This is a genomic window from Lysinibacillus sp. GW821-FHT14F06 (assembly GCF_058803665.1).
This window is the reverse complement of record NZ_JBXAPF010000007.1, coordinates 1-19,854: the sequence shown is the minus strand read 5'-3', so window position 1 is coordinate 19,854 and position 19,854 is coordinate 1. Positions and strand designations below refer to the sequence as shown.

The window sequence follows — 19,854 nt, the reverse complement described above, 5'->3', positions numbered from 1 at the left end:
GTCTGAGCAATTCTCTCTTGCACCCGAGCGTTTTTACACTTTACCTGAGCAATTCTCTCTTGCACCTGAGCGTTTTTCCTCTTTGCCTGAGCGATTCTCTCTTGCACCCGAGCGTTTTTTGACTTTACCTGAGCGGGTCTCTCTTGCACCCGAGCGTTTTTCCGCTTTACCTGAGCAATTCTCTCTTGCACCCGAGCGTCTTTACACTTTACCTGAGCGATTCTCTCTGCACCCGAGCGTTTTTCGGCTATACCTGAGCGGATCTCTCTTGCACCTGAGCGTTTTTACACTTTGCCTGAGCGATTCTCTCTTGCACCCGAGCGTTTTTTTACTTTACCTGAGCGATTCTCTCTTGCACCCGAGCGTTTTTACACTTTACCTGAGCGGGTCTCTCTTGCACCCGAGCGTTTTTCCGCTTTACCTGAGCGGATCTCTCTTGCACCTGAGCATTTTTCCTCTTTACCTGAGCGGATCTCTCCTGCACCTGAGCGTTTTTCGTCTTTACCTGAGCGGATCTCTCCTGCACCTGAGCGTTTTTACACCTTACCTGTTTTATATGGGTAACTGTATGCATACTAAACTATGAAAGAGATTGACTTCCTCTTTGTTTATGCGGATTACATACCACTAGTATATAAAGTAAATATGAATAATTGATGCAGATTAGCGTTTTAACAGATGCACTTTTGACCAAAGTATGTCTAATGTAGTTTTATAGCTTGTTGTACCTTTACTCACAAACTAAATCATCGTAAATTAGGTGACAAACCGATAAAAAATTCTCAATATCAGCTGATAAATATTTTGCTAGAAAGTAGCTATTGGACATAATATGAGAAAATTCTTGTACGGAATAGCTATGTAATAAATTCTGTTGATAATCAGCCTCAATGACACTTCTTGGTAAAAAGGCAATGCCAAGTCCATGCTTCACAAAATTTTTAATAACCTCAGTTTGATTAATATGCATGCTTTTATAGCGCTTAAATTGTTGTAATACTTGCTGTATGTCTTGCCAATAGGGTGCATATTCATGTGTTAAAATCATTTCTTGTTGTAAAAGTGTCAGCGCATCCACCTCTTTTTTTATCATTGGAGCAATTAATTGAAGTGGTTCCTGTGCGAGAAGGACAGTATGAAGATCTCGAGTGGAGGTCAGTTTTGATAAACCAATATCTACCTCTCCTGTATAAACCGCCTCTCCTATTTCATTAGACTTTAATAGCTCAATCGTAATTTGTATGGAAGGTTTCTGTCGTTGAAATGTTTGGATAATGGCTGGTAATGTAGAATTGGCAATTTGAGGTGCAACCCCGATCGTTAAATGGGACGTATACCCATGCAAAAAGGATTCCATTTTATGTATTCCTTCATCCACAGTCATTATCATTTTTTCTGCCTTTTGAAAAAAGTAAGCACCAAAACGATTTAGTTTCACCTGCTTCCCCTGTCTATCAAATAAGGTTGTTTGCAATTCCTTTTCAAGATGCTGTATATGCTTTGATACTGTAGATTGTGTAATAAATCGTTGTTCAGCCGTTTCGCGAAAATTTTCAGTTCTTGCAGCAACTAGAAATGTTCTGATCCATTCTGTTTCCATCTCGACGCCCCATTTGTTTTTCATACATTATAACGAAAATTTTTTATATCTTGAAACCTTTTCAAAAAATGAGCGTATGTATAATTATTAATGTCAATTGGAGGAATACAGATGTCGTTTTTTAACAATGTACTTGCAAGTATTGGGATAGGCTCTGCAACGGTTGATACACGATTAGAAAAAACTACATACAGAGCTGGTGAAGTAATGCATGGCGAGATTATGGTACGAGGTGGGCAGACTGAACAGCAGGTCGATACGATTTATTTATCGATCAATACGACCTATATTCGAGAAGCGAATGACAATAAATATACGGAGGTAGCGGCACTACAAAAAATTAAAGTATCTGAGCCATTTGTTATTGTAGCAGGCGAACGGAAAACCTTCCCTATTTCTATTACATTACCATTCGAAACACCGATAACAGCAGGCAAGACCCAAGTATGGATTCAAACAGGACTTGATATTAAAAATGCAGTGGATCCAAACGATAAGGATTACATTCGTGTGCAGCCAACTGAGCTTGCTGCACATATACTAGACGCTATTAGTGCACTAGGTTTCCGTTTGCGTGAAGCAGAATGTGAACAGGCACCAGCTCGATTCCGCGGCTATTATCCATTCATTCAAGAATTTGAATTTGTGCCAACAGGACAATATCGAAATCATTTAGATGAGCTAGAAATTGTTTTCCTTTCACAATCTAATCATTCAGCAGAAATATTGCTGCAAATAGATCGCAAAGTTAGAGGCATTGGAAGTTTTTTCGCAGAAGCTCTTGATATGGACGAAAGCTATGTTAGAACAACGATTACTAAGCATGATTTACCAATGATTGAAACGAAGCTACAGCAAATTATTGCGAAGCATTTATAAAGGGTAAAATAGAAAAACACGGTATGAAAAACAACAATTTCATACCGTGTTTTATCTATGCTGTCACATCGCGTTTCATAAAGGACGTATAGCTGATTACAAGGAAAATAATAGCATAAATCGCCAAGACAGTAAGTGAGAATGGCATTGTGATACCTTCTATCACTGGATTCCCCGATTCATATTGCGTTAAATCAGAATGCGTTAGCCAAATATATTTGACAATATCATATCGACTTAAGAACATCACAATCATTCCACCTGTAAACGACAAGAACATCGTTAAACCAATAGCTAAAGAGCTTGAGCGGAAAACAGAACCTACTAAGAAGGCAAATAGCGTTGACATCACAAAGTCACCGCCAGACAGTAAGTAATGATACCCCAAATCATTCCATATAGCCTTTTCGACTATTTGTCCATTGACCATCTCTAATTCGACTCCCGTCCCATTTCCAAATAACAGGAATCCTACTATGGCACTTACTACGACATTAATCACAAATAAAAACAGACCAAAAATAAAGGTTGTGATTAATTTAGAGGTTAATATTTTTGCCCGCGACATTGGACGTGTTAACAGCATTTTAATAGTACCTGTTGAGAATTCACTCGATACAATACTTGCTGCGGTAATCACTGTAAATAATGTAACTAACGTGAGCATATTACTTGAAAAAGACATAAAGCTTGCAAGACTTCCCTCTTTTTGAGACGGCACATCATGCTCTAAACGATACTCAGATATTGCAATTTGATCCTCAAAATATGTTTTATCTGCTGGAGAAAGATCGTCTCCTGCTAACATTTCTTTATAGTTGATAATGGCCAGTTGCTCGTTTTCTTTCCAGGAAATATCCTCTGAATTTTTCGTTTCATAGTATTTCATCATAATACCTGGTCCAATAATAAAAAGAATTACTAATGCGGCCATCGCCCATGTTCCTTTTTTATACCACAATTTCATCCATTCATTTTGAATTAGCTTCAGCAATTTGGCCACCTCCTGTCATTTCTAAGAATTGGTCCTCTAACGTTTTTTGATGTGGCTGTACAGCAAATAATTGCATTCCTTCATTAACGAATTGTGTAATCAATGATGGAATATCTTCTTTCTTTATTTCAACCACGTAGCCGCTATTTTCTGTAACAAAATTTATCTCAAGCTTTTGAAGGAGCGATACAGCCTGGTCATTAGGGGTAGCCTCAATATAATAAAACGAAGAATTATTACTATGAATGTCACGAATATCAATTAACGTACCATTTTGAATGACAGCTACCCGATCACACATTAATTCAATTTCAGATAATAAATGACTGGAAACAAAAACAGAGACACCATCCTCAGTCGCAATTTTCCGTAAATACATACGAAATTCACGAATACCTGCTGGATCAAGACCATTTGTTGGCTCATCTAAAATTAAAAACTTAGGTCGATGTAGCAATGCCTGTGCTAGTCCTAAACGTTGACGCATCCCAAGAGAATACGTAGATACTTTCTCATGAATACGTTTCTCAAGACCCACTTGATTCACTACCTCTTGAATACGCTCCTTTGTCACATTCTTATGCATTCGCGCAAAGTGCAATAAGTTTTTATAGCCCGTCATAAATTTATACATTTCCGGGTTTTCTACAATTACACCGACCTTACTAATTGCCTCCTCATAATTCTCCTGCAGAGAAAGACCATCAATAATAACCTTCCCCTCCGAAGGATGCATAAGCCCCGTCATCATACGTATAGTCGTCGTTTTTCCTGCACCATTTGGTCCTAAAAATCCAGTAATTTGTCCTGGGTATAAATCGATATTCAATTGCGAAATTAATTGTTTACCACGAATAATTTTTGATAAATTTTGCAATTGAACAATTGGTTGTGTTGTCATTGATTTCATCCTTTCTTATAGTAGGCCTTCATCCATTGCACAGCATCCTTATTTGTCACATCTCGAATTCTTTCAACTTCCTCATGTGCAATAATCGAGCCATTTTGCAGTAAAATGATTTGATCTAAAATCGGCTCTACCTCATATAGCTCATGAGTGGATAAAAGTATTGTTTGATGTTCCATATCAGTAAATTGAATGAGCCCTTTAATGAGTTGCTCACGAACAATTGGATCAAGCCCTGCAAATGGCTCATCCATTAAATAAAATGGGACCTCTCTTCCAAGCGTTGCAGCCATTTTCATACGACCGCGGTTTCCCTTAGAAAGCTGCCTTAATTTAATTGCTTTGTCAACCTGCAAAAACTCTGCAACGATACAGGCCTTATCATATGAGAAATCCTCAAATTGAGAGGCATAGTGCTGAAAAAGTTGCTCACCAGAATAAAAGTCAAAAAATAAATCCGTATCTGGTAAATAGGCAATTTGATCGGCACTCCTACGAGTAACTCGGGTACCATTAAGTAAAACCTCACCGCTTGATGGAAGTAACAACCCAGCTAATACTTTTAAAAGTGTTGACTTCCCACTACCATTTTCTCCAACGAGTCCAATAATCTGTCCAATTGGTAAAGAATAGGACACATCTTGCAGTATTGTTTTTTTCATATAACGAAAAGAAACATTTGAAAGCTGTAGCATTTATCTCACCTCACGACTTATTTTGCAAAACAATCAGCATCTCTTCCTTTGAAAACCCAAGTGATTCAATGGACGATAAAAAATTATCTGCTAATTGATTTTTCATATCTTCTCGCAACACAACAATTCGCTCTTCATTCGTTGTGATAAATGTACCCTGCCCTCGTTTAGTTTCCGTTATATTCATCGCCTCTAACTCCTTATATACACGCTGCACTGTATTGACATTAACCCCTGTCTCTACTGCATACTCTCGAACAGAAGGAAGCCGGTCCCCAAGTGCTAACATCCCTTTTAAAATATCTCCACAAATGCGATCAACAAGCTGGCTATAGATTGGTTTATCACGAGAAAAGTCAAGTGTCATCGTAAAACCACCTTTTCAAGCCACTTTGTAGCTATGATAAATAGCAGTACGAGGAAAATGGAAAGAGCTAGTTCCTCTACTACATACAATGTGCCAAGCTTAAAATCCATCGAAGGCAATATGGATTTTGGCAAATACCGTTCAAGCCAGCTTAACGAGATACCTATATGTTGTAAAATTTTAACATATAATAAACTTTCAGTAAATCTAAACCATAGATAAATGCTTGCAAAAAAGGCTCCCATCAAAAGGACAATCGCAAAACGACCGATAAAGTACTTCATTTGGAGATAAAATGCTAAAAATAGTAGTATGATTACAAATAGGGTTAATTGAAACACTGCAATAATGGCTACCACGATTACTAGCAATAACAAAATCTGCCCAAAGTTGGCTATATAAGCAGCTCTTAATGTATAGATAGCAATACCTGTAAAAAGAATATTAAAAATTGTATATCCTGTTAAGGAAAAAACAATTTTTACACCTATAAGCTGTCGAATAGAGCTTGTTGAGTGCAACCATATTTCTTTATTTCTTAAATCCAAGCGTAAGCTAGCCAAAAACTGCAATACAGAATAAAAACCTCCTAAAGCAAGGACTAGAAAAGTAAAAGCAAATGGAAGTTGATTATCCTCTGTAAATCCATCACCATATCGTTCTATTAAATACGGAGCAACTATGGATATTAAGATTCCTAAAAAGACCCCCACATATAACCATGCCCGAAAGAGCACCCATTCCTTTTTGAATTGCCCAATAAAACTTTTCAATGTAAGCACCTCGTGTCATAGTGTACTAGTCAAATATTACACTATGACTTTTTGAATTGCAAGTATCAATAAAAAGTAAAAGGAAGAATCGGTTTATCAAGACTCTTCCCTTTGCTTTATTCATTTTTCCTCCTACTTTAGCCTTTAATCTTGTCGCACTCTCAGGATGATAAGCAAGTGGTGTTTCTTCCACCTCCACTAATTTCGACGATGGATAGGCCCCCACCACTTTCTTTTCTTTAAATTCTTTTATAAAACAAAGGAGTCATTCTACCTTCAAGTATCGTTGTAATGCTTTTCAAAAAGAACACCACATTCTCTAATGGTTTGTGGACGATAGAACTGACAGTAAGATAGTGGTAGAATAATCTATAAGTTTATGAATAAGTGAGGAAAATTACGATGTCCAGGATAAACAAAATAGATTACTCATATGGAAAAAAGATACGTGAAGATCTTCAGGCTGATTGTCAAAATTGTTTTGCCCTATGCTGCACGGCTTTAAATATTGTTGCTTCCAGTGACTTTGCGATGAATAAACTTGCTGGTATTCCCTGTCAAAACTTACAAACCGATTTTAGCTGCCAAATTCATAGTAATCTTAGGGAGAAGGGGTTTAAGGGATGTACCGTTTTTGATTGCTTAGGAGCAGGGCAGAAGGTTTCACAAACAACCTTTCTTGGACAGGATTGGCGCCAGCACCCTACACATGCTGACACAATGTTTCATGTGTTTCCAATTATGGTGCAATTATTTGAAATGATTGCTTATCTTGCGGAGGCACTATCCTATAAGGTTGACGCTCAGTTATACAATAGGTTACTTGAACAATTAGAAAAACTACATTTTGCTACGGAATTAGATGCAGCGACATTATTAAATATTGATATACCTAATTATAGAATGCCCGTTAATATGTTATTACTTGAAACAAGTACGCAGATTCGTCAACACTTTATAAAAACAGCCACTGGCAAAGCCTCTCGAAAGTATAGCTATCGAGGAGTAGATTGGATGGGCAAGAATTTAAAGGGCAAGGATTTACGTGCTACTGACTTAAGAGGAGCTTACCTCATTGCAGCTAATCTTCAGCAGGCTAATTTACGTGGAGTCGATTTTATCGGAGCTGATTTACGGGATGCTAATTTACGAGGTGCTGACCTTTCCACAGCTATGTTTTTAACTCAAATGCAGATTAATTCTGCACAAGGAGATGAGCAGACAAAATTGCCCTCTCACTTAAAACATCCTACACATTGGCTTGTTTAATTAGAAAAAGGGCAGATGAACGAGAACTCCTTCATCTACCCTGCTAGTTATTATTGTTTCTTTTTATAGATAATTGTCGCTACAACTAGTAACAGTAAAACTGCTTGTCCAAGCATGGTTTCAACCGTAGGATAGAATCCTATGAAGCTGACGACCGGCAAGCCATCTACAATTGTAGTAGGTACCGAATCTCTTAATTGGAGCGTATGCAGACTGACACCAATAATTTTAAAGGCCAAAACATAAATTAACACAGTTGCCACTGCAAAGAATTTATAAATTGGAATTTTTCCACTCGCTTTAAATAGCACAAGTGCAAAGATTGCCAAAATTAGTAGGGCTACCACAATACCTAGCATAAATTGAGAAGTCTCCATTTTTGGAGCAATCCCTGAGTAAAAAACAAGTGTTTCTGCTCCTTCACGGAAAACCGATAAAAAGCTAATGGCTGCCATGGCAAAGACAGAGCCACTGGAAATAGCACTGCCTATTTGTTTAGAAATATAGCGATTCCAGCTCGCCACACTTGATTTACTATGCAACCAGATTCCCACGCCAATCATCATGGCCGCTGCAAGTAAGCCTACATAACCTTCCATTAATTCTCGATTTGTATCAATAGTTGCTGAGTTCAAAATAGTCGACATGAGGATTGCTGCAACAGCAGACAGCAGAACACCAACAAATGCGCCTACATAAATCCATTTGCGCATCTTCTTTTGTCCTGATTTATCAAGGAATGATACTAAGGCCAAAATAATAAGTAGTGCCTCAAGACCTTCACGAAGTAAGATTAGTGCTGCATCCCATATTGTATAATCCGAATCACCTTGAATAAGCTCAATTTCGGTACGGAAATTTTCTAATTTTTTTGTAATGTCTTCTTTATCAACAGAGGATTTTAATAAATCGCTCGCAATAATGGGCATATCACTTTCAATTTTTGTATATAGACTACCATTTCGTGTTGAGATTTCTATTTCAATACTTGGCCAGACTGTAATAAATTCACGAATTTTCTCAGAAGCTGCCTTATAATCCTCAGCATCAATGAAATCATTAGCTTCATCAATATAAGCAATTAATGTAGCCAAAGAAAATTCTCCTTCTACTACTTCTGCTGTTTCTTTGCCTGCCACAAAATCATTAATCGTTTGTTTTAAATCTGCAAATTGAGACTGCATTAGGCTAATATCAGGCTCTTCTGAAGAAATAGTGATACGCAGAAATGCCATTTGTGTTTCGATTTGCCCATACATCGCAATGCTTTGCTCACGTACAGGTCGCTCGCTTTTATTCCATTTTATATTAAAATCCTTGTAGGCTTCATCAATTTTCTGGATATCTCCACTTGCTAAAGCCTTTTCAAAGTCTGCCATAATCGGCTTAAACTTTTGTCCAAACTCCGCTCGCTGTGCAGCTTCATCTACTGGATTTTCAAGTTTTTCTAAGTTTCGTAGTGCATTCGACAGTGCAGAAAGTGCCTCCAAGCGTTCATCTTTTGAAGAGACTTCCGTTGCCTGCAAAAGAATCTCATCCACCTTTGCTTTCGCCTCTTTTTGCTCTGAAGTAACCTTAGCCCAGTCTGTGGCAAATTGTTCAAGCGCCTCCTTTGCCTCAGCTTCATTATCCTGCTTCGTATTCATCAGCGCATCACTAATCGCAATATATAGATGACTATAGGATTGCGCTGCTTGCACTGGTACAGCTAATGTCAGGAGTAAGCAAATAATCAAACTACAGCGCGTTAAAAAGTGCTTCACCTAAATAACTCCCCTTTTGTACACCAGGGAAGCATGCAAACACAGCACTGCCTCGATGGGTAATGTATTCATTCATTTTATCCATTCGTCCTAAACTATTTTGAATGGCTGTAAATTGTGCTGGGTCTTTTTGAAAAGAGATGAATATTAACCCTGCATCATGTGCACCAGTATTCGACATAACACCGGATGCGTAAGAATAAGAGCGCCGCAAAATACGGGCACCTGATTTCCGTGCCAAATGGACATGTGATGTATCTGGCATTATATACTCACCTTTACTATCCTTTGCCTCTACATCAAAATCATCAAATTCCTTTGTTTTTCCAAACGGAGCACCACTATCACGATAACGTCCAAATGTTGCTTCCTGATCCTTTAAAGATGTACGATCCCATGTTTCAAGATGCATTTGGACTTTACGTGCAATTAAATAAGAGCCGCCTTTTAGCCAGCCTTTATCAACCCAAACAACCTCATTTAAATCCTTCTCGTCTGTAATCGCTGGATTCACAGTGCCGTCCTTGAATGCAAAGAGATTTCGCGGTGTCCCTCCACCAGCAGGAAACGAGTTAAAGCCTGCCTGCGACCATTTAACCTCTACCTTACCAGAGGCTGCACGTACTAAATTACGTACGGCGTGGAACGCTACCTGTGGATCATCCGCACAGGCTTGAATACAAAGATCACCGCCCGTAAATTCCTTTTGCAGCTGATCTTTTGGGAAATGTGGTAAATCCTTTAACTCTGCAGGCTTCAAATGCTGAATACCAAGCTTATCAAATAAAGATGGTCCTACACCGATCGTAATGGATAAATTGGAGGCATCTAAGCCATCCGCTTCTCCCGTATCCCCAGTCGGGACTCTAGTATTCGTTGTTAAATCGACCATTATTTCACCATTCATTAAACGTACAACAAGAGGTGTCCATTGTTTGAACAACTCTTGAAGATCTTTCTTAGATGTAAATAAAACATCCAAAGAAGCAAAATAAATATTTGTTTGTACAGGCGTAGTGATACCAGATTGATGCTTACTGTAGAAATTAACTTTGTTACTAGCAGTGGTGCTGTCTGCAACAGGCTCAAAGACATCATAGCCCATTACTTTCATGACACCACCTAAGCCAGAGGCACCAATTGCAGCACCTGCTACACCAATGCCTGTAAGCTTTAACATTTCACGTCTAGATATTTTTTTATTGATCCATTTTTCATCGTTTGACGCTGTCATTTTATATCACTCCAAAATAATGCCCATTTGACTTAATGGTTCACCAAGTTGATTAACAGCTGCTGCTAGTGCTTTTGTATTTTCCTCCGTTAACTCCTCATAGGAAACATAGCCGCCATCAGCTGTTGCATGCTGTGCTAATAAGTCATCCACTGCTTTGAATTTTTCATCTAATGTTGCTACTAGTTCTTTGTCTTTCGCCTCTAATTTAGAGCGTAGGATTTCAAAGATTTTTTCTGCGCCTTCGATATTCGCCTTGAAGTCATAAAGGTCAGTATGAGAGTAAATTTCTTCTTCACCAGAGATTTTAGATGTTGATACTTCATTTAATAAATCAACGGCACCAGTAATCATTAAATCTGGTGTCACTTCAACGGTTTGAACTAATGCATGTAATTCCTTTGCATCTGCTAATAATTGATCTGCAATTGCTTCATAGCCTGCCATTTTATTTTCTACCCATAGTGCATATTCAAGCTTATGATAGCCTGTCCATTCTTCCTCGCCCTTACCTTCTTCTTGGATATCGGCTAAACGACCGTCGATTCGCGGGTCAAGATCACCAAAGCTTTCTGCAATAGGCTCAGAACGTTCGAAATACATACGTGCTGGTGCATAAGCTGCTTTTGCCCCTTCAATGTCACCTGCTTTAAATAGATTTACAAATTTTTCTGTTTCTAGTAAGAATTGATCCATTTGCTCTAAAGCAAACTTTTGATAGGCTGATAGCTCTGCAGATAAATCCACTTCTTCTTTTACTGTCCCTGCTTGTTCTGTTTGTGGCTTTTCTTCCTTTTTTGCTTCATCTGTATTACCGCAGCCAGTCATAATGATCCCCCCTGCTACTAATACTGATAATAACGATGTTTTCTTCATGCTAAAATACCTACTTCCGAATTAGTTTATATCGAGAATGATAATGATTATCATATTTGATTGCAAGAAGTATTTTTATTTAAAGAAAAAAACGTCATTTTGTAGTTGAAATTTATACACAACTAGAAAAAAGACGTTTTTTCTACAATATAATGATTCTAATCTATGAAATTTTTGCTTGTTTCAAGTTTTCATATTTCCCATATAAGAAATAATAAAGCACAATTGATAGTAATATAACAAATACCATTGTGAAGAAAATAGCACCGTAGCCCATTGATGAAACAAAGAATCCTAAGAGGTAAGGACCAACACCTAAACCTAAATCATACAAAATAAAGTATGTAGATGTCGCAAGTCCTAAACGCTCATTTGGTGTCACCTTGATGGCTATTGCTTGTGCTACAGAATTAAAGTTCCCATAGCCGACCCCAATACAAGCAGCAGCGATTAAAAAGGCTATTGTAGTTGTTGCTGAGCTAAAGGCATACATCCCTATCGCAAAAATGACTAGACAGGGATAAATAATAATATTTGCTCCTCTAGTATCTAGTAATTTCCCTGTAAATGGACGAGTTGCCAAAATCACAACCGCATAGATAATAAAGAAATAGCTTCCCGCTGTCACCAAATGAAGCTCTTTTGCGTAAAACGTCATAAAGGACATTACCCCTGAGTAGGAAAAGCCAATAACCAGTGCTACAAACGCAATTGGTAATGCACGCATCTCAATAAAATTTGATACCTTAAAGCCTGCTTTCACTGTTGCTTCTGTTGTTTTCTTAGGCATGTATGGCACCGTTACGATGAAATACATTAAAAAGCAAATAATTGCTAAAACTGAGTCAACAGCAAAAATCACGCGGTAATCCTCAAATAACTGTGTTAAAAGAATCCCTATAAATGGACCAATCGCAGTGGCTAAAATGGCACTTAAACTGTAATAGCCAATTCCTTCTCCACGTCGTTCAGACGGTAAAATTTGTGCAATAATTGTTCCCGTTGCTGTACTTGCCACACCGAGTGCAATTCCCTGTACTAAACGATTTAGCATTAGTAAGGGAAGATTTCCTGCTATAAAATAGGATATTGTTGACATCATAAAAAGTAATAAACCGCAAAACAATGTTTTTTTACTACCCCAGTCACCTATAATTCGTCCTGTACCAAGTCGCCCAAATAATGTCCCGATAATAAAAATACTTGATACTAACCCTGCTGTACTTGTTGAAGCATGGAATTGCTCTACCGCATATGCTGCAATCGTCACCATTAATAAATAAAAAATTAAGGTAATCGTAAAATTGATAAGGGAGATGATTAAAAAGTCCTTTGTCCAAAGTTTCTGTCTAGTTGCTTCCACATTGTTCTCTCCTATTGATTGATATTCATACAAATTCTTGCTAAAACCTGTGTCGCGATTTCAATATCTTGCTGTGGTACACCCGCAAGTGCCTGCTCAAAAAAAGGTCTCAATTGCGACTTTATTTCCTGCACAAGTTCTTCTCCATACTTCGATAAGTGAACAAGCTTTTCACGCTTATCCTTACCCGCTACCGTTTCCACATAGCCCAAATCCACGAGTTTATGAACAAGCTTCGTTACACTCGGTTTCTCTATAGACATAAAATTAGCAATATCCACAAATGAATGAGGACCTTTATCATTTAAGAAACGAAGTACAGCCCATTGCGAGCTATATAATTGATAAGGTTCAAGTTGAACATTCAACTGATTGATAAACGGCCTATACATTAAACGGTATTGATTGAAGAATTCCTGTTCCACCGTCATAACATCACTTCCTTCACTATTGGTTAGCCTAGCTAACTATATACCTAAAAAATTTATTTGTCTAGTAGTGTCTGATGGAGTATCAGGTAAATGAGCAACTCCAATGCGTATCCTCCACTTTTAACGTTCTATCCTTCACTTTACGCAGTCTATCCGCCACTTTTATACTCCTATCCCTCACTTCTCACGCGCTATCCAACTACTTGTACGTTTCCGCCACTTTCAACGTTCTATCCTTCACTTTACGCAGTCTATCCGTCACTTTTATACTCCTATCCTTCACTTGCCACGTGCTATCCATCTCTATCCTCCTAAGCTGCAAACATCTAATCCATAATCCAATACTTTCTATGCCTTTTTATCCCCTCCGCTTTCAGAGGTAATTGCTGCAATAACTTGTATGCCAGGTTTGGAGAATCGATGGCAAAGAACTCGCAAAAGCTTTTATTTGTTAGCTTTGTGCCAACTAATAATCGGTAGTCCTCAAGCGTCCTAATCAAAGCATCACGATCCACTAATCCACACCTTGGGCAAAGCCATTTTTTGTAGTGATACCTTAATGGCTGACCATCTACACAATTTGTACATAACACTCCCTTCACAATGTCCCTGATAGGCACATTTATCTCTCTTTTCACTCTTGTATGCATGGTCAAGAGAAGGTCAGCAAATCGAAACAGATCTTCTCCTTTCTTTACGCTGGGTTGATGCAGTTCTAACCATTTTTGCATTTGGGAGCGTAATCCCGTCACATGAAATATAGGTTACCCCTTAAAATCTTCTGTCAAGATACCATTCTTAGTTACCATCACTACGGCATGTAGAATGGGTAAGCTAAGGCGTTCTTGTTGGATCAGCCTTTTCATCCATGCCACATGCCGCTCAAGTTGCTGAAATGGGTCAGACATTCCTTCCACAGTGCCATCTGCTGTTGTCCGTATAAATTGAGCGAAAGATGCATCATAGGAGAGGATTCCTGTGATATTTTTAATCTCTAGTATGAGTAAAAAGTGAGGACAGAGAAAAATGGTGTCCATTTGGTGAGTAGAACCGGTGTGATTTATCACTTGAAAATCATGGAGAATATAATGAGGGGATGGTAAATCTAATTCCTGCCATTCTGCATCAACGCGCTGTTCGCCAGCGAAGCCTGCCTGGATGCGTCGTAAATGCTCATAATAATTGAAGTACTCATTGTATGTTCTAGGCAGTCTCCTTACAATTACCTCTAGTATTTTCTGTAACTCCGAAGTTTGACGTGCTAATAAAATCATTTTTACACCTCCTACCATGATTATACAAAAAAAGAACCTCCACAAATGAGGTTCCCAAAAATTTGAAATACAAAGATCATAATATCATTTTCGCCTTGGCGTAATTGCGTCCGGATTTTGAATTGTGCCTGCACAATTCATTCCTTTGAAAATCTGTGATATCCGCCGGAGGCTTTATCTCCACTCAGTAGGTGTTTGGACATCCACTGAAAAGAAACCAAAACCGCATTCATCTTACCACTGTAGAGGTGGGAGTCTTCTGCTGAATGAAGATAAATATTTCACTATTTTTTCTAGATAAAAAGTACAGTAATTTACGTATACACTATTATTTGCTATTACCTTTCTGCTCTCTATCCATCACTTTCAACGCCCTATCCTCTACTTTTTCATTTCAATCATACATTCTTCCTTAATAAATACAAAAAGTATGGTGCGCCGATAAAAGCAACAACAATTCCAGCAGGAACGGTTGCTGTCGCAATAGCAACACGTCCAATTGTATCAGCTAGCATTAGCAAGCTTGCGCCAATAAACAATGTCAGTGGTAAAAAGAATTGATAGCGTGGACCAACAAGCTGCTTTGCAATATGCGGGGCCATTAAACCGATAAACGCAATACCACCCGTTACAGAAACTGCGGCTGCCGCTAGCGCCACAGCTACAATTAATAAACGTAATCGTTCACGTCCAATATTCATGCCTAGACCAACTGCTGTTTGCTCTGTCATTGCTAAAACATTTAAGACATTGGATTTATAGAAAATATATGGAATACCAAGCACAAGCCAAGGCACTAAAGCCCAGAAAAATGGCCAATCCGTTCCCCAAACATTGCCTGCTAGCCATTGCGCAATAAATTGCACATCGCTACGCTCGGCTGAGGAAATTAACACCATCATGACCCCTGATAAAGCAGAAGCTACTCCTACCCCTATCAAGATAAATTGAATAGGATGCACACCTTTATTACGTTGATAAGAGAAGAAATAAATGCAAAGCGCTGTCAATAGAGCACTACAAAAGCCCACAACTGGTAATACATAAGCAAAATGAGGAAGATCACCGTTTACTAGTAGATAAAAGACAGTAATGCCAACGCCTGCTCCTGAACTGATACCAATCATGCCAGGATCTGCCAAATCATTGCGTGTAACCCCCTGTAAAACCGCACCAGCTAAAGCTAACGCCATCCCTGCCGCTGCTAGCACCAACATTCTTGGTAATCGAACTGAGAATAATACGAAGGACTCTTTAAAACTACCATCGCCTAACAAGGTTGGGATAATGCGATCAAACGAAACAGAGGCTGGCCCTAATGAAATGCCCAGAACAAAAATTAATAACGTGACTACAAGCCAAGTAAAAAGCCATTTCCGCTGTTTTTTGCGACCCTCTTTAAACAAATTGGCGTCCTCCCTTCCGTACTAATAGTAGGAAGAATGGAAGACCAAGAATCGAAATAATTGCTACAACTGGCGTTTCAAATGGTGCATTAATCATGCGTCCTGCAAAATCAGCTGTCACCATAAACCAACCACCAACAATAGCGCTCATTGATAAGACAAAACGATAGTCTGTCCCTACAAATGTACGGACAATATGTGGCACCATTAAACCAACAAATGCAAGATTCCCAACGAGTGCTACGGCAGAGCCTGCCAGAATGACAACAGCAAACATCATGATTCCTTTAATTAATGTTGTATTTTGCCCAACACCGACCGCTACTTCTTCATTTAAACTTAAAATCGTTAATTGACGACTAAAAGCAAATGACAGTAGTAGACCGAGGATGATCACAGGAACGATCAGTAACGCCTGCCATGTTGTGCCAATAAAACCGCCACTCGTCCACATTGATACATCCTTGGAAATTTGAAATAAGATGCCTGTGCCTTCCGCGATTGCTTGTAATAAAGCGGTAACTGCTGCACCAGCTAAAACAAGCCTCAATGGAGAGAAGCCTTTCTTAGTAGAAGCACCAATCCCATAAACGATCATCATACCAATTCCTGCTCCAATAAAGCAGGCTAAAATTAACGTATAATAGGAAAATTTCGGGATAAATGCCATCATTAAGGCAAGGGCTGCATTTGCCCCTGCCGTTAAACCAAGCAGCCCTGGATCAGCTAATGGATTTCGTGTAACCCCCTGCATAATCGCTCCCGCAACCGCGAGTGCACTGCCAACAAAAATAGCAGCAATGATACGAGGAAATCGAATTTCACGTAAAATCGTGTAATGTTTGCCACCACTTTGTCCGACAATTGCTTGATAGACATCCTGAATGCTCGTATTCGCTGCACCTAAGCACAGCGAGATACCAGCCGTGCCGATTAATACGAGCAATGCAAGCAATACCTGAAGCCAAAATGGAAACTGTCGAAACTTTGTCATTTGCCTTCGCTACTCTCTACTAATTATTGTAAAAATTTCTCTTCAAAGAACTTCAATTGATGTTCTAATGTAATCGGGTCATTGAAATAAAAGGCATTCGCATTCACTTCAAATAAATGACCATTTTTCACCGCTTCTAAATCTTTAAACCATGCTGCGTCTGTAAAAGAGTTATCTTGGTCTTGGAACATACTGAAAATCACATAATCCCCTGCATAGTCCCCTAAAACTTCTTGAGAAATGGCATAGTAGCCTGGCTCTAAAGCTGTTTCTTTTACTTTCTCAGGCATTTTCAAGCCCATTTCTTGATATAAAATCTCTGTTCCACGACCCCAGTTATCGCCATAAATATAAAATTGTTTATTAAAGTTTTCTGCCACTGTTACAGTTGCATCTTCACCAATTTTTTCTTTAATCTTTTTACCTGATTCTGCTGCACGTGCTTTAAAATCTTCTACCCATGCTGTTGCTTCTTTTTCTTTATTCACTACTTTTCCAATTTCAATAAATTGTTGTAAATAATCCACTTTCCCATACGTAAATAATACAGTTGGTGCGATTTCTGCTAATTTATCAGCATTTTCAATACCATTTAAGCCAATGATTAAATCTGGTTCTAGCTCCAGAATTTTTTCAATATCCGTATTTTCAACTACTACTGCATCTTTAATGGCATCTTGGAAATTCGGGTTTTTCGCTGCCCATGCATCTACACCAACAACATCGACATCAAGCTGTAATAAATCCCCTACAAATGAAGATAACACGACTACTCGTTTTGGGTTTGCTGGTACTTCGATAGGGCCTGTCTCAGATTGATATGTGATTGTTTCCGCTGAAGTTGCTTCTTTCGAACCTTCATCAGCCTTTTCTGTTTTCTCTTCTTTATTGCCGCATGCTGCTAATACTAGTACGAACATCATAAACATTGGTAATAACCACTTTTTCATTGTCATTCTCCTTTAAACGGTTTGTAATAAGTTATATGTAATGCACATTGGTTTATTTGTTCGTGGATCTTGACCAATAACCGCATCAATATTAAACACTTTTTTTAATACTTCTGGAACCATGACTTCCTCACCTGTTCCAAATTTTACAAGCTCCCCTTGTGACAGTGCCACAATATAATCAGAGAAGCGTGCTGCTTGATTTAAATCATGGAGTACCATGACAATCGTGCGCCCTTGTTCTTCATTCAGCTTGTAAAGTAACTCTAAAACCTCTAATTGATGTGCCATATCTAAATAGGTTGTTGGCTCATCTAAAAATATGATGTCGGTTTCTTGAGCTAATGCCATCGCAATCCACACACGTTGACGCTGTCCACCAGATAAAGCATCTACAGATTGCAAGCGGAAGTCTTCTGTTTTTGTCACCTGTAAAGCCCAGTCAATGACATCTTTATCCTTTTGTGATAAATTGCCAAAGCCCTTTTGATAGGGAAATCGACCGTAGGATACAAGCTCTTCCACAGTTAAACCATGCGCACTTTCAGGACTTTGTGGTAAGATGGCCAGTTCTTTCGCCAATTCTTTCGTTTTCATTTTGGAAATATTTTGACCATCTAGTACGACCTGTCCACTCTCATGCTTTAAAATACGTGTAATGGCCTTTAATAAGGTGGATTTTCCACAACCATTTGAACCAATGATGGTTGTTATTTTGCCATCTGGAATTTGCAGTGATAAGTCATGCACAACCGTTTTATTCTCATAACCCACACGAATCGATTCAACTTCTAAACGCAATTTGGACCCTCTCTTTCTTTTTACTTCTTTACATGCTATGATATTCACAGCTAAAAATGATAATCATTATCACTTAAATTAGTCTAGTTTTCTGATAAGAATTTGTCAATTACTTTTTTACTATTTTTTAAGGATGTGGCAATAAAAATGTGGCATTTATACGATGTGACGATTATTGGCGGATGTCCTGCTGGCTTATATAGCGCCTTTTATAGTGGCTTACGTAAGTTAAAAACAAAATTAATTGAGAGCCAATCACAGCTTGGTGGAAAAGTATTACTTTATCCTGAAAAGCTCATCTGGGATATTGGTGGACATCCTCCTGTGCTTGGTGAGCAATTTGTCAAACAATTAATAGAACAAGCGAAAACATTTGACCCAACCATTTTAACAGACACTAAAGTAGATAGAATTGAACGTCAGGACGATGTTTTTATAGTACATACAGCAACTGGTGAAAAGCATTATAGTAAAACTGTGCTTTTAGCTGTTAGAGGCGGCATCATTAACCCTCAAAAGTTATCACTTGAAGGAGCCGAAAAATATGAAATGTCAAATTTACATTATACCGTTCAATCCTATAAACGTTTTGTAAATAAGGACATCATTATTTCAGGAGGGGGCAATGCGGCGATTGATTGGGCCGTTGGGCTAAGCCCTATTGCCAAAAATATCACGGTTGTTTATCTCAAAGATACCTTATCAGCTCATGAAGCAACAATAAAGGAAGCACTTGATGCTGGTGTGCATATAGAATGCAATACTAGCATTACAAAACTTACCGCAAATGCTGATAAAACAGCTATTTAATTAGTCACATGCGAAAATGCTAAAACTAAACAGAGCTATACTCGTCAAATCGATGAGGTGATTGTTAGTCATGGCTATAACCGTGAAGCATCCCTTGCATTTGATGAAGCCATTGTCATTCCTAAAAAGGATGATTATTATTTTGAAGGAAAAGCAACGGGAGAAACGGCACAGCCTGGTATTTTTGCAACAGGCGATATTTTATTGTTTGAAGGAAAAATCAATTTGCTCCTCGGAACATTTCAAGATGCAGCCAATGCAGTTAACTCGATTAAAACGTATTTAGAACCGACAGCCTACCGTTATGGTATGGTGTCCTCTCATAATGAGTTATTTAAAGAAAAAAATCGCTCTATTATCGAAAAGCAACTTGTCCAAGTAAATTAATTCAAATCAGAACCACCAGTCTAACTGGTGGTTTGCTCTACGCGTGAAACGCTGGGGTACTGGCCCATGTCTAAAGACACA

Annotated in this window: 20 protein-coding genes and 1 pseudogene; 4 read left to right on the top strand and 17 right to left on the bottom strand. The window is 38.5% G+C overall.

What is annotated here, in order from left to right; translation table 11 throughout:
- Window positions 1-586: hypothetical protein (locus AC1RNS_RS08365; protein WP_492991868.1), on the top strand; the 586-nt coding region annotated here is incomplete at its 5' end.
- Between the two features lie 144 nt (window positions 587-730).
- On the opposite strand, the gene AC1RNS_RS08360 is transcribed toward AC1RNS_RS08365, so the two are convergent.
- Window positions 731-1,600, bottom strand: a complete 870-nt coding sequence (locus tag AC1RNS_RS08360; RefSeq protein WP_492991866.1) for a LysR family transcriptional regulator — start codon at window positions 1,598-1,600, stop codon at window positions 731-733.
- A 111-nt stretch (window positions 1,601-1,711) separates the two neighbouring features.
- Here AC1RNS_RS08360 and AC1RNS_RS08355 point away from each other — a divergent pair, with 111 nt between their 5' ends.
- The gene (locus AC1RNS_RS08355) at window positions 1,712-2,479 is read left to right on the top strand and encodes a sporulation protein (protein ID WP_492991865.1); all 768 of its coding nucleotides are present in this window, start codon (window positions 1,712-1,714) and stop codon (window positions 2,477-2,479) included.
- Between the two features lie 55 nt (window positions 2,480-2,534).
- Here the strand turns inward: AC1RNS_RS08355 and AC1RNS_RS08350 are convergent, their stop codons facing one another.
- Genes AC1RNS_RS08350 through AC1RNS_RS08330 form a run of 5 tightly spaced genes read right to left on the bottom strand, consistent with a single transcriptional unit; the run spans window position 2,535 to window position 6,224 of the window.
- Window positions 2,535-3,482 carry an ABC transporter permease gene (locus AC1RNS_RS08350; protein WP_492991864.1) on the bottom strand — a complete coding sequence of 316 codons (948 nt, stop codon included), beginning with the start codon at window positions 3,480-3,482 and terminating at the stop codon, window positions 2,535-2,537.
- Entirely contained in the window at window positions 3,451-4,374 is a 924-nt protein-coding gene (locus AC1RNS_RS08345) for an ABC transporter ATP-binding protein (RefSeq protein WP_492991863.1), read from the bottom strand. Before AC1RNS_RS08345 ends, AC1RNS_RS08350 begins: the two co-directional genes overlap by 32 nt.
- Before the next feature lie 5 nt (window positions 4,375-4,379).
- Entirely contained in the window at window positions 4,380-5,075 is a 696-nt protein-coding gene (locus AC1RNS_RS08340) for an ATP-binding cassette domain-containing protein (protein WP_492991862.1), read from the bottom strand.
- A gap of 10 nt (window positions 5,076-5,085) precedes the next feature.
- The gene (locus tag AC1RNS_RS08335; protein ID WP_492991861.1) at window positions 5,086-5,442 is read right to left on the bottom strand and encodes a GntR family transcriptional regulator; all 357 of its coding nucleotides are present in this window, start codon (window positions 5,440-5,442) and stop codon (window positions 5,086-5,088) included.
- Window positions 5,439-6,224, bottom strand: a complete 786-nt coding sequence (locus tag AC1RNS_RS08330; protein WP_492991860.1) for a hypothetical protein — start codon at window positions 6,222-6,224, stop codon at window positions 5,439-5,441. Before AC1RNS_RS08330 ends, AC1RNS_RS08335 begins: the two co-directional genes overlap by 4 nt.
- 393 nt (window positions 6,225-6,617) lie before the next feature.
- Between AC1RNS_RS08330 and AC1RNS_RS08325 the strand changes: the two genes are divergently transcribed.
- Window positions 6,618-7,484 (top strand): pentapeptide repeat-containing protein, encoded by an 867-nt coding sequence (locus AC1RNS_RS08325; RefSeq protein WP_492991858.1) that lies wholly within the window; start codon window positions 6,618-6,620, stop codon window positions 7,482-7,484.
- Between the two features lie 50 nt (window positions 7,485-7,534).
- Here AC1RNS_RS08325 and AC1RNS_RS08320 read toward each other — a convergent pair whose 3' ends face one another.
- The 11 genes from AC1RNS_RS08320 to AC1RNS_RS08270 form a co-directional block, all read right to left on the bottom strand.
- Window positions 7,535-9,247, bottom strand: a complete 1,713-nt coding sequence (locus AC1RNS_RS08320) for an FTR1 family iron permease (RefSeq protein WP_492991856.1) — start codon at window positions 9,245-9,247, stop codon at window positions 7,535-7,537.
- Window positions 9,222-10,481 carry an iron uptake transporter deferrochelatase/peroxidase subunit gene (efeB, locus tag AC1RNS_RS08315; RefSeq protein WP_492991854.1) on the bottom strand — a complete coding sequence of 420 codons (1,260 nt, stop codon included), beginning with the start codon at window positions 10,479-10,481 and terminating at the stop codon, window positions 9,222-9,224. Before efeB ends, AC1RNS_RS08320 begins: the two co-directional genes overlap by 26 nt.
- A 6-nt stretch (window positions 10,482-10,487) precedes the next feature.
- Complete coding sequence (gene efeO, locus AC1RNS_RS08310) at window positions 10,488-11,357, bottom strand: iron uptake system protein EfeO (RefSeq protein ID WP_492991852.1); 870 nt, start codon at window positions 11,355-11,357, stop codon at window positions 10,488-10,490.
- Window positions 11,358-11,520: 163 nt separating this feature from the next.
- Window positions 11,521-12,720 carry an MFS transporter gene (locus tag AC1RNS_RS08305; protein WP_492991850.1) on the bottom strand — a complete coding sequence of 400 codons (1,200 nt, stop codon included), beginning with the start codon at window positions 12,718-12,720 and terminating at the stop codon, window positions 11,521-11,523.
- 11 nt (window positions 12,721-12,731) lie between these two features.
- A complete protein-coding gene (locus AC1RNS_RS08300) occupies window positions 12,732-13,151 on the bottom strand; it encodes a MarR family winged helix-turn-helix transcriptional regulator (RefSeq protein ID WP_492991849.1) in 420 nt (139 codons plus the stop codon).
- A 326-nt stretch (window positions 13,152-13,477) separates the two neighbouring features.
- A complete protein-coding gene (locus AC1RNS_RS08295; protein WP_492991848.1) occupies window positions 13,478-13,882 on the bottom strand; it encodes a hypothetical protein in 405 nt (134 codons plus the stop codon).
- A 33-nt stretch (window positions 13,883-13,915) separates the two neighbouring features.
- Window positions 13,916-14,425 (bottom strand): nuclease-related domain-containing protein, encoded by a 510-nt coding sequence (locus AC1RNS_RS08290; protein WP_492991847.1) that lies wholly within the window; start codon window positions 14,423-14,425, stop codon window positions 13,916-13,918.
- A gap of 398 nt (window positions 14,426-14,823) precedes the next feature.
- Complete coding sequence (locus AC1RNS_RS08285; protein WP_492991845.1) at window positions 14,824-15,831, bottom strand: FecCD family ABC transporter permease; 1,008 nt, start codon at window positions 15,829-15,831, stop codon at window positions 14,824-14,826.
- Window positions 15,824-16,825, bottom strand: coding sequence for a FecCD family ABC transporter permease (locus tag AC1RNS_RS08280; RefSeq protein WP_492991844.1), 1,002 nt, complete (start codon window positions 16,823-16,825; stop codon window positions 15,824-15,826). The genes AC1RNS_RS08285 and AC1RNS_RS08280 overlap by 8 nt, the downstream gene beginning before the upstream one ends.
- Window positions 16,826-16,848: 23 nt before the next feature.
- Window positions 16,849-17,775, bottom strand: a complete 927-nt coding sequence (locus tag AC1RNS_RS08275) for an iron-hydroxamate ABC transporter substrate-binding protein (protein WP_492991840.1) — start codon at window positions 17,773-17,775, stop codon at window positions 16,849-16,851.
- Between the two features lie 12 nt (window positions 17,776-17,787).
- Complete coding sequence (locus AC1RNS_RS08270; RefSeq protein ID WP_492991839.1) at window positions 17,788-18,576, bottom strand: ABC transporter ATP-binding protein; 789 nt, start codon at window positions 18,574-18,576, stop codon at window positions 17,788-17,790.
- A gap of 147 nt (window positions 18,577-18,723) precedes the next feature.
- Here AC1RNS_RS08270 and AC1RNS_RS08265 point away from each other — a divergent pair.
- Window positions 18,724-19,773 (top strand): annotated as a pseudogene (locus tag AC1RNS_RS08265) (NAD(P)/FAD-dependent oxidoreductase).
- The last annotated feature ends 81 nt before the right edge of the window (window positions 19,774-19,854 follow it).

Bases quoted from the DNA above. Each gene is read 5' to 3' on its own strand.
- AC1RNS_RS08325 (WP_492991858.1), top strand. From the start codon at position 6,618: ATGTCCAGGATAAACAAAATAGATTACTCATATGGAAAAAAGATACGT.
- AC1RNS_RS08360 (WP_492991866.1), bottom strand. From the start codon at position 1,600: ATGGAAACAGAATGGATCAGAACATTTCTAGTTGCTGCAAGAACTGAA.
- AC1RNS_RS08355 (WP_492991865.1), top strand. From the start codon at position 1,712: ATGTCGTTTTTTAACAATGTACTTGCAAGTATTGGGATAGGCTCTGCA.
- AC1RNS_RS08275 (WP_492991840.1), bottom strand. From the start codon at position 17,775: ATGAAAAAGTGGTTATTACCAATGTTTATGATGTTCGTACTAGTATTA.
- AC1RNS_RS08345 (WP_492991863.1), bottom strand. From the start codon at position 4,374: ATGACAACACAACCAATTGTTCAATTGCAAAATTTATCAAAAATTATT.
- AC1RNS_RS08290 (WP_492991847.1), bottom strand. From the start codon at position 14,425: ATGATTTTATTAGCACGTCAAACTTCGGAGTTACAGAAAATACTAGAG.
- efeO (WP_492991852.1), bottom strand. From the start codon at position 11,357: ATGAAGAAAACATCGTTATTATCAGTATTAGTAGCAGGGGGGATCATT.
- AC1RNS_RS08295 (WP_492991848.1), bottom strand. From the start codon at position 13,882: ATGCAAAAATGGTTAGAACTGCATCAACCCAGCGTAAAGAAAGGAGAA.
- AC1RNS_RS08280 (WP_492991844.1), bottom strand. From the start codon at position 16,825: ATGACAAAGTTTCGACAGTTTCCATTTTGGCTTCAGGTATTGCTTGCA.
- efeB (WP_492991854.1), bottom strand. From the start codon at position 10,481: ATGACAGCGTCAAACGATGAAAAATGGATCAATAAAAAAATATCTAGA.
- AC1RNS_RS08340 (WP_492991862.1), bottom strand. From the start codon at position 5,075: ATGCTACAGCTTTCAAATGTTTCTTTTCGTTATATGAAAAAAACAATA.
- AC1RNS_RS08300 (WP_492991849.1), bottom strand. From the start codon at position 13,151: ATGACGGTGGAACAGGAATTCTTCAATCAATACCGTTTAATGTATAGG.
- AC1RNS_RS08335 (WP_492991861.1), bottom strand. From the start codon at position 5,442: ATGACACTTGACTTTTCTCGTGATAAACCAATCTATAGCCAGCTTGTT.